Origin of the sequence: Clostridium sp. ATCC 25772, assembly GCF_001573875.1 — a bacterium.
Taxonomy (GTDB): domain Bacteria; phylum Bacillota; class Clostridia; order Clostridiales; family Clostridiaceae; genus Clostridium_J; species Clostridium_J senegalense.
This window is the reverse complement of the sequence record NZ_LFRG01000075.1, coordinates 1-9,037: the sequence shown is the minus strand read 5'-3', so window position 1 is coordinate 9,037 and position 9,037 is coordinate 1. Positions and strand designations below refer to the sequence as shown.

Below are 9,037 nucleotides of genomic sequence, written 5' to 3'. Positions count from 1 at the left end.
CTTAGAATTCAACACTACATTTTGTATGAAAATATTTTAAAGTTATTGAATAAATTTAAATTCGAGCTTGTTTCCCTATAACTGTTGAAGTTTATAACTTTTCATCTCCATTTTCAAGAAAAACACCATCAACATTTATATATTTGATAGTGTTTTGCTACAATAATTATTTATTCTTTTTATTTTTCCAATATTCACTTGAGTTATGTTGTTTCTTATTTTCTTTATAATTTTCTTGTTTGTCTTTTTTCCCTTTTTTGCTAACTTTATTATATGTCTTCATTTGTTTCTTTTCTTCATCGTTAACTATATTACCAAAATATAATTCTTTTAAAGGAATGCTTATCTTAAATTTATTTTCTAATTTAGTTATTAATGGCTTTTCTATTTCCGTAATTACTGACACAGAAACTCCTTTGTTTTTTCCTCTTCCACATCTACCTGACCTATGAAGATAATCCATTTCATTTTCAGGTAAATCTATATTTATTATATGTGTTATTCCCCTTATATCAATCCCTCTAGCTGTTAAGTCTGAGGATACTAGAATATTACTTTTTCCATTTATAAACTCATCCATAGATTTTTTTCTACTTGATTTAAAATCTCCACCTGAAATAGAGGCTGCCTTTAATCCATGATATTTTAATTTATCTGTTATAACCTCTACATCATTACTATTATTTATAAACACTATTGCTTTTTTAGGCTTTAAAGCTGCAACTAACTTTCTCACCATTAATGTTTTATCTCTTTTATCACATAAAAAACACATATGCTCTATATTTTTATTAGCCATTGGAACTTTATCTTCTTTTACTATAACTGACTCTTTCATAGATTCATCAGCAAATTTTAATACCTCTTCTGTAACAGTTGCTGAAAAGCATAAAAGCTGTCTATCTCTTAATGTAGTCTTTATTACAGCCTTTGTAACCTGGCTGTTATTTTCATCTAAAAGTTTATCACATTCATCTAAAACAATAGTTTTAACTGTATGAGCTGATATTTTTCTTTTTTTAATAAGTTCTAATATTCTTCCACCGGAACCGATTATTATATGTTGTTTTTCTTTTAGCTTTTCAGTTTGACGTTTTATGTTTACATTTCCAATTATAGTTGTAGATGTTATGTTCATTTTGCTATCTTTAGATAACTTATCTATAACTTTATGTACTTGTACTGCTAATTCATGTGTTGGCGTTAATATTATAACTTGATTTTCTTTTTTATCTATATCTATTTTTTGAAATATTGGAAGTAAATAAGCTAAAGTTTTTCCACTTCCAGTTTCACTTTCACCAACTAAATCCTTATTTTCTAGTATATGCTCTATAGTTTTTCCTTGTATTGATGTAGGAACTTTTATCCCTTGTAATTTTAGAGCATTAATAATGTTTTCTTGTATTTTTAAATTTTTAAAATCTTTTTCCATATATATCTCTCTCCTTAAAGTTTAAATATAAGGCTATATTTTTATATCATCATCTATTATAGTGTCCATTGCAACTATTATACTTGCAAATTATATCATTATAAATGAATTTTTACAAAACAAACTGTAATCTCTACAATAAAAATTTTAGAGATTACAGTTTTTTAAGTATTGAGTAATTATTGTTCTATGTTAAATCTATTTTTACATATTTTAAATTCAATAAGAGATTGAAGAAATATTTAATCCTCAAATAACCATTTGGTCAAAGAAAATTTTTCTTGTGTAGATCTCTCATTATTACCTTCATTTATAATCTTTTCAGAATTAGATAAATTTTGAATCTCCATAAAATTTATTTGCTTTTTTAAAATTTCATTTTCGTTTTCTTTTTCAACTAATTTTTCTTGAATAGATATTTTTTCTTTATCCTTTAATAGTAGCTTATTCTCTAAATATCTATTTTTTTCTTTTAATTTATCATTATCATTAATGTATATCTTACCTTTCTCTTTTTCCTTATAAAATTGATATTTAAACTTTATTGCTTGATTTTTTTCATACTTTATAGCTTTATTCAATCTTTTCAATTCTTCTTCTACAATTTTTAATTTTGCTTGAGATTGTTCTTTTTCCATTTTAAGTATTTCTATTTTTGTAAAATAATCTTTTAGTTCTATCATTTTATAATCTAAATCCTCTCCCATATCATCTAAATTACCTTTATCATCCTCTTGTATGTTCATTGAATTTTCTAAAAGTTCTTGCAAAAACATTTGTTCTTCTCCATTTACACTAATTGCGTATATCTCATAGAAATAATATTTATCTTTTCTATCTTCTAAATATTCTTGGTAAAATACTTTTATAGGGACTTCCTTATTAAAGTGCTTATATACCCTTGGAGTACTAAAATTTTGTCCATGATTTTTAGAAAAACATCCGTAAAGATCATCATCACAAATCCACAAAGCCCATAATGCACCCTTTAATAGTATTAATACACAAGAATCAATCTTTTCACATTGAAACAGTATAACATTTTTTTGTAATCCTATTTCTTTATACTGATAAATTACTCTATTAATCTGATTATCTTGAGTAATAAACAGATAATGATTTCTGCTTTCTTCTACGCAAAAAGTAAAATCTACGTAAGGTAATAATGATGTATATATAACTTCTTGCTTTCCCCATCGCTTTTCAATAATATGGAAATTTCTAGAAGTTAATTTATACCTCCCATCTAACATAGTGTTTAATAATACTAGATTTGATTTAGAATCTTCATAAATAAAATATGGAATTTTATTACAATAATCTAATTTATTAATTATTTGTGGACTACCCAAATTCACTCCATTTTCAGTAATTTGGTGAACTAATACTTCTGAATAAGTATGTTTATCTACTATGTTATATAACAAATGAATATGGCCTAAATGAAAGAATGCTCTAATATATATAGGCATAATTGAATCATACTTCATATGGAGAAGTGTTTTGTAATTCCATTTTATTCCTTCTAATGTGCATAAAATAATATCACCACAAATATCCTGACAGAAAACATTAATTTTCCCATTGCCCTCTTCTAATACATAGAAGTATTTTAAACTTTCCTTGTAAATACTCTTCTTATCTGACCAGTTATGCTTCATAAATATTTGATAATATACCCCTTTTTCACTATCATAAGAAAACTTTAGGATTGTATTATCTGTTTGCTTAATCAAATAACAATCATATTTTTCGTTAATCATTATTTCCCCTCATTTTTTCATCTTTCCTTTGCCACATCCTACAGTCCTTACAAAATGGAATAAATACTATTTCATCCACAATTACTTTCGTTGAAATCAAAACACTAACATCAAACTTCAAATTCTTATTAATAATAATTGGAGTACTTGTTAATTTAGCAAAAGAATTGATTACAAATTCTACTCCCTGCTGCTCTGCATAAACAGGTATATATAATGTAGCTTTTTGAGTTCCCTCCAATCTTCCTTCAATAGTATATTTTCGTTGCTGTTCGTCAGTACATTCTATGCAATATGGGATATAAAAACTATATTGTATTATTGAATAATCTTTCCTATCATCTATAATACTTCTATTTTTTGTTTCATTTATAATTTCACATTTTTTAAATGTAATTTCTTCTATATTTATAATTTCTGTTTCTTCTAAGCATATATCAACTGACACTTCAGGAAAATTTATTTTTTCTTGATAATTTGATAAAACCTTTTTAGCAAGTATTGTAGTTCCATTTTCTTGTTTCAATTTATCTTCTGAATTCGTAAAAATAAAAGATTCATCTTGTACTTCAAATTCACTCTGACTAATCACTCCAATATCATATGGAAGACTATTATTTTGTTTAAATGTAACTGTATCTAAAATAGTGTTACTAGAAGTATCTATTATATCAATTGCTCCCTTTCCATCATTACTTCTACTAGTTACAAGTAATTTCTTTTTATCAGGAGATAATCGAAGTCTTTGCAATTCTGTTAGAGTTGTTTTTATTGTTGCTACATATTCTTTTTTTAATATATTTATAACATCGATTCTATGTAATCCACTATTTGCTACATATAAATTTTTTTCATCCTGCTCCAAGGCAGTAATAGCAGATCCCTTTTCTAAATATATATATGAAATACTTCCACTTTCAAGATCTAATACGGAAATATTACTTGTATAATTTAATCTATTAACTCCTTTATTAGAAATATAAATATCCTTTTCATTTTCCGATATGAGAATATAGTTCGGTGAAGTACCAACATCTTTATATTTCTTAATTAAATGAAAATCTGATGTATCATAAACTTTTATTTCATTTTGTAAAATATCCAACACAAATAATTTTTTCTTGTCCTTATCAAGTTTTAAGCTATCTGCAGCAATAAAACCTGTTAAGCATTCAATCTTTTCACCAGTTTTTAAACTATAAATACATACCTCTTCAGTATCACAGACATAGATATTCTGATTGATTGAATCCACCTGTATATTACCATTATTAGGCATATGCCATGTTTTATTAGAATCATATAAGTCATTAATGAGTGTGACTTTACCATTTCTATCACTGGCTATATACACATTGTTTTTTTCATCTACTATGATATTTTGTGGTCTTGGACCTATTTCAATTTCCTTTATAATACAATAATTTTCTCCATCAATAATAGACACCATGCCTGTACCTAAGTTTGATATATAATAAATTGTTTTTTCTCCTTTATCAATCATAAAGTCGCTCTCCCCCTCAATTACTTATACTAAAGAATATGCTTTATGAGTGCTGATTATTCAATAAAAAACGTGAAAAGATCCAGTTAACCAGATCTTTTCAACTAATTCATAACTTTCATTTTTTCCTTATCTTAAAATCCTATATACTGCAGTAGGATACATATTATTATTTAACTCCTCTTGTACTACTTTCTGTCTATTTCTTTAAACTTTACTGCTTGAGTACAACTAATATTGATTTTATTAGGAGAACTAACAAGTTTTACTTGAATGTTTTTTGAAATAAATGTTGATATATATGATGCCCTATTAATAAGAAGTAAATTTCAGTGCATACTTATCTACTTTTAGATTAATACCCATATTTTGTATGTTTTTTAATTTATACATATGCAAGAAAATGATAGACTAAATATGAATAATATATTTTTTAATGCAAATCATAACAATTCTCTATTTTTTATTGTATAATCTAAAATATTAGAAGTGACTCTATATTTCACTTGGTCTTTTTCCTAATAATCGCTCCATAATGGATTGATTCTTTTCAAGTTCAAGTTCTTTATGCAATTTTTCCTTTTCTTCACTTATCATCTTAATTTGCTGTTTAATTACTATATTTTCTTCTTTAAATTCTTCTAATTCACTTTCAATACTTGTTTTAATCTCTCTTTCTTCTAATAGCTGCTGATTTATATCCTCTAAATCTTTTTGAGTCTTCTGTTGTAACTCCAAGAATATATTATAATTTTCTTCCACCTTATGTTTTTGTTCTAATACTCTTACAATTTTTTCTTCATAATCTTCCATAAATCTTTGCTTCTTTCGTAATTGCATCTTTAAGGAATCAATTTTTCTTTCTAAACTCATCTTCTCTGATGTTATCCTAGATAATTCAAGGTTTAAGCTTTCAAATGTTTTTTCTTCATATGGTGTATCTTCATTAACTTTATCTAACTCGTTATATTTCAACGAATCCTTACTATCTACTACAAACCAACTTGGAACAAATAAACATAAATCTAACTCATTAGTTCCATAAACCCCCATCGATTTAATTGAACTCTTATCATCGATACGAATAAAACAATTATATCTACTTACTGCAAGTTCATCTCCTCTATCAAAGTAGAACGCACTACTCCACTTTTCATCATTAAAAACTGAGTAAAAAATCTTGCCTTGCTCTAACCAACAAGAATACAACTTATTATTTTCAGTAAATAATAAAGGTTCCTCTAATTTATTATTACTTTCATGAACTCTAAATTCTTGGATATTTCCAGTCATATCTATATAAACGTGGTCAAGAAAATTTATAGACTCTTCTCTAGACTTATTTAATATATGAATCTCTTCTTGATCTCTTAGTACTTCAAATCCTATATCATCACCTTGAATGCCATAAAGCCTATTTACAGAACCCCATTTAAGATTTTCAAAGCTATAATAGTTTAAGGATATCTCATCACCTTCATCAGTAATAAAAAACATATCAATATTATTATTTTCATTTACATTTATTAAATAGTGTTCTCTTAAATTAGGTATTAATATAATATCCTGCAATGTAGTATTTTTAGTTTCTCTTCCATTCCATATGCAATGCATTAACACTCCATGATCACTGTCATCATTACCTATTAATAAGTAAAAGATATGCATATTATCTCCACTAATTTCAACTTTTAAATTTTGTATTTTAAAGTCATCAATTTGTATTTTATAGAGAATCTTTCCTACCCATTGCTTATCCTTCATGGTACAGTATTTCAATTCTCCTTTAATGTTGCTGTAGACTATATGTATTGTTTCATCTTCATCTACATACACAGCAAACCCTAGTACATCTTTATCAATAAGACTTTCTTTTGTCCATTTTCCTTCTCCATACATAATTTTATAAACTAATTCTTTATTATTATTTTCAAAAAATTTCCATATATTATTTGCATAATCAACATATATCCATGGATATATACTACTCATTTCACTCCCCCCTTTATAGAATTATATTTTTAGTAAAAACTTATTATGCCCTTCTGTAAAATAAAAAATTATTTTTCACAACTTTTATCGCTTAACATACAATATATTATAAACAATAAAAAAATTTATATTTACTATATTTTTTTGAAGAGGAGGAGAATTTATGTCCATTAACTTGAGGAATTTTTCACCACGTCCCGGTCTTGTAAATAAACAGGGACGTTTACCAGACCCTTCTGAATTAGTGTGCATTGAAGTGCCTAAAATATTTGATCAATGCTTAATAAAAAGATGTCTTGTATATGGTGAAGGCCATGACACAAATATGACAGATTGCGATTTAAGAAGCAATCCATTAACAAATCCAAAGAGATATATTAATAGTAGAGATTTTAATTTAGAATTAACTTCAGTAGATAAAATTCCACTTATAGGAAAACCAGGATTTAAAAAACTAGTTATTTCTTACAAAATTTCTTTCTATTCAGATTATATTGATGAAAATGGTGTCAATCAAAGTGAATTTTTTGAAATTAATAGAACAGATGTAATTGGGAAATTTTACTGTCCTGATTCTATAGCTCAAATTTCTGCTAGCACTATACCAGTTCAAAATGCTGAAGATTTAGATTCTAATATAATAAAACTTGAAATGGTTGCTACTGCTCTAGATGGTCAATTACTAAAAGATGAGAACTGTAACGATGTTTTAGATATTACTTTAGGATACTACATCGTTGTAAAATGCGAGCTTATTGTACAACTTTTAGTTCCTGCTTATGGCTACTGTCCAGTTCCAAAAGAGCCGTGTGAAGAAGAGCCTGAAGAAAATCCATGTGCAAGATTTGAAAAAGCTCCAATTCCTAAGTTCTATCCAGATCAAAATTTAGAGCCTTTATTCCCAGATTGCGATGACAATTATTGAAAATATAATTAGTAAAATGAAATCAATACATTATCATCACCATTCTCCTATAATAATCATATATTATATGAGAAGTATTAAAAATTACTATATATGAATTAATTTGCATATAGTAATTTCTAATTAAATTTATCTAATTAAAGGAGGGTTCATTTATGAATTCAATGTCAAAAAACTGTTGTAGTGATAACCATAAGTGTTGTAATGATAACCATAATTGTTTTAACGATAACCATAAGTGTTGTAAAAAAGAAAATAGACCATGTCCAACTATTATAAAATGTGGAACTCCTAGTGCAACTACAATTCCTGCTGGTTCAGTAGCTGGCGCAAATTTTACAGTTAGCTCTATTACTTTAAATAATTCTTGTTTATGTAACCCTATTACAAAACTAGAATTTGCAAGTAATCTTGTTGCTCCAGTTGCTTTCACAGGAATTATAAACTTCCAAGTATTTAAACTTTGTAGAGGTCAATTTGCACCTGTTCCTGTTGGACCTGCATGGACATTTGAGTTAGCAGCATTACTTTCATCACAAACATTCTCATTCTTCGTTTGTGACTGTGATTCTTGCTTTGATGATTGTTGTACCTATACTGTAGTTGCAACTGTTACTAGTGCACTTACTGTTGGTACTCTTAACATCAACAACGCAACCCTTGGCGCAATAACAACATGTAATTCAAGTAATTGTTGCTAATAATCAAATAAGAATCTAATTAGTGTGACTGACATCTTCAAATCTTGATGTATAAATTTAATGCAACTAACTCTTGATAGATTTATCTAATTAATAATTTATTTAACTGTTTGGTGGCTGTATTAGATTAGAGTTCTTAACTCAATTTGATACAGTCTATTTTAATATTTCGGTATTTTATGTATTTAATTTTAAATAATAAATTTTTTGGTACAACAAAATATAGGGTAAAAGATATTATCCATAATTTAACTTTTTATTTAATAGCTCTAAAATACTTTAATTTGGATTGACCTATTCTTTCTTAGAATAATTTCTTTTAGAGTTGTTATATTTTCAAGATATTTTTTCTTAGACATATAAAATTTTTAGCTACATGTAATTATTTATTTTTTGGGTTCCTTTTAAAGCAATTTCTTGCTAGAACATATGTATATCATATATGTTGAAGTTTTAGTTATAATCACCTAACTACCTGCAAAACAGATAATTTGTTCTATGCCTATAAGGACCTTTTACTAGTCATGCTACTAGTATACAGAATTTTATCCATTTTTGTTTTTTATACATAATTTTGTAAATTAACTCTTTATTGTTAACTCCCAAATCCTACATATTATTTGCATAATTATAAGGTTCCAAGTTGACTCTTAAAATTATCTATTCCAAAACTTGGATACCTAAAATAGTGAGACATGCTCCGAATCACTTAGAATT

The 9,037-nt window shown here is 26.5% G+C and carries 6 protein-coding genes; 2 read left to right on the top strand and 4 right to left on the bottom strand.

The features are described from left to right. Positions 1–166 precede the first annotated feature (166 nt). The 4 genes from AZI32_RS16340 to AZI32_RS16325 form a co-directional block, all read right to left on the bottom strand. On the bottom strand, positions 167–1,435 hold the full coding sequence (locus AZI32_RS16340) for a DEAD/DEAH box helicase (protein WP_061996939.1): 1,269 nt from the start codon (positions 1,433–1,435) through the stop codon (positions 167–169). Between the two features lie 242 nt (positions 1,436–1,677). Then, a complete protein-coding gene (locus AZI32_RS16335; RefSeq protein WP_061996937.1) occupies positions 1,678–3,198 on the bottom strand; it encodes a hypothetical protein in 1,521 nt (506 codons plus the stop codon). After that, on the bottom strand, positions 3,191–4,702 hold the full coding sequence (locus AZI32_RS16330; RefSeq protein ID WP_061996935.1) for a hypothetical protein: 1,512 nt from the start codon (positions 4,700–4,702) through the stop codon (positions 3,191–3,193). Before AZI32_RS16330 ends, AZI32_RS16335 begins: the two co-directional genes overlap by 8 nt. 495 nt (positions 4,703–5,197) lie before the next feature. Beyond that, positions 5,198–6,694, bottom strand: a complete 1,497-nt coding sequence (locus AZI32_RS16325; protein WP_061996934.1) for a hypothetical protein — start codon at positions 6,692–6,694, stop codon at positions 5,198–5,200. 163 nt (positions 6,695–6,857) lie between these two features. On the opposite strand from AZI32_RS16325, the gene AZI32_RS16320 reads away from it, so the two are divergent. Next, positions 6,858–7,619 carry a hypothetical protein gene (locus AZI32_RS16320; protein ID WP_061996932.1) on the top strand — a complete coding sequence of 254 codons (762 nt, stop codon included), beginning with the start codon at positions 6,858–6,860 and terminating at the stop codon, positions 7,617–7,619. A 155-nt stretch (positions 7,620–7,774) separates the two neighbouring features. Further along, the gene (locus tag AZI32_RS16315; protein ID WP_061996930.1) at positions 7,775–8,320 is read left to right on the top strand and encodes a DUF4489 domain-containing protein; all 546 of its coding nucleotides are present in this window, start codon (positions 7,775–7,777) and stop codon (positions 8,318–8,320) included. The last annotated feature ends 717 nt before the right edge of the window (positions 8,321–9,037 follow it).

Excerpts from the sequence above, each read along its gene's own strand:
- AZI32_RS16340 (WP_061996939.1), bottom strand. The coding sequence starts at position 1,435 with ATGGAAAAAGATTTTAAAAATTTAAAAATACAAGAAAACATTATTAAT.
- AZI32_RS16335 (WP_061996937.1), bottom strand. The coding sequence starts at position 3,198 with ATGATTAACGAAAAATATGATTGTTATTTGATTAAGCAAACAGATAAT.
- AZI32_RS16330 (WP_061996935.1), bottom strand. The coding sequence starts at position 4,702 with ATGATTGATAAAGGAGAAAAAACAATTTATTATATATCAAACTTAGGT.
- AZI32_RS16325 (WP_061996934.1), bottom strand. The coding sequence starts at position 6,694 with ATGAGTAGTATATATCCATGGATATATGTTGATTATGCAAATAATATA.
- AZI32_RS16320 (WP_061996932.1), top strand. The coding sequence starts at position 6,858 with ATGTCCATTAACTTGAGGAATTTTTCACCACGTCCCGGTCTTGTAAAT.
- AZI32_RS16315 (WP_061996930.1), top strand. The coding sequence starts at position 7,775 with ATGAATTCAATGTCAAAAAACTGTTGTAGTGATAACCATAAGTGTTGT.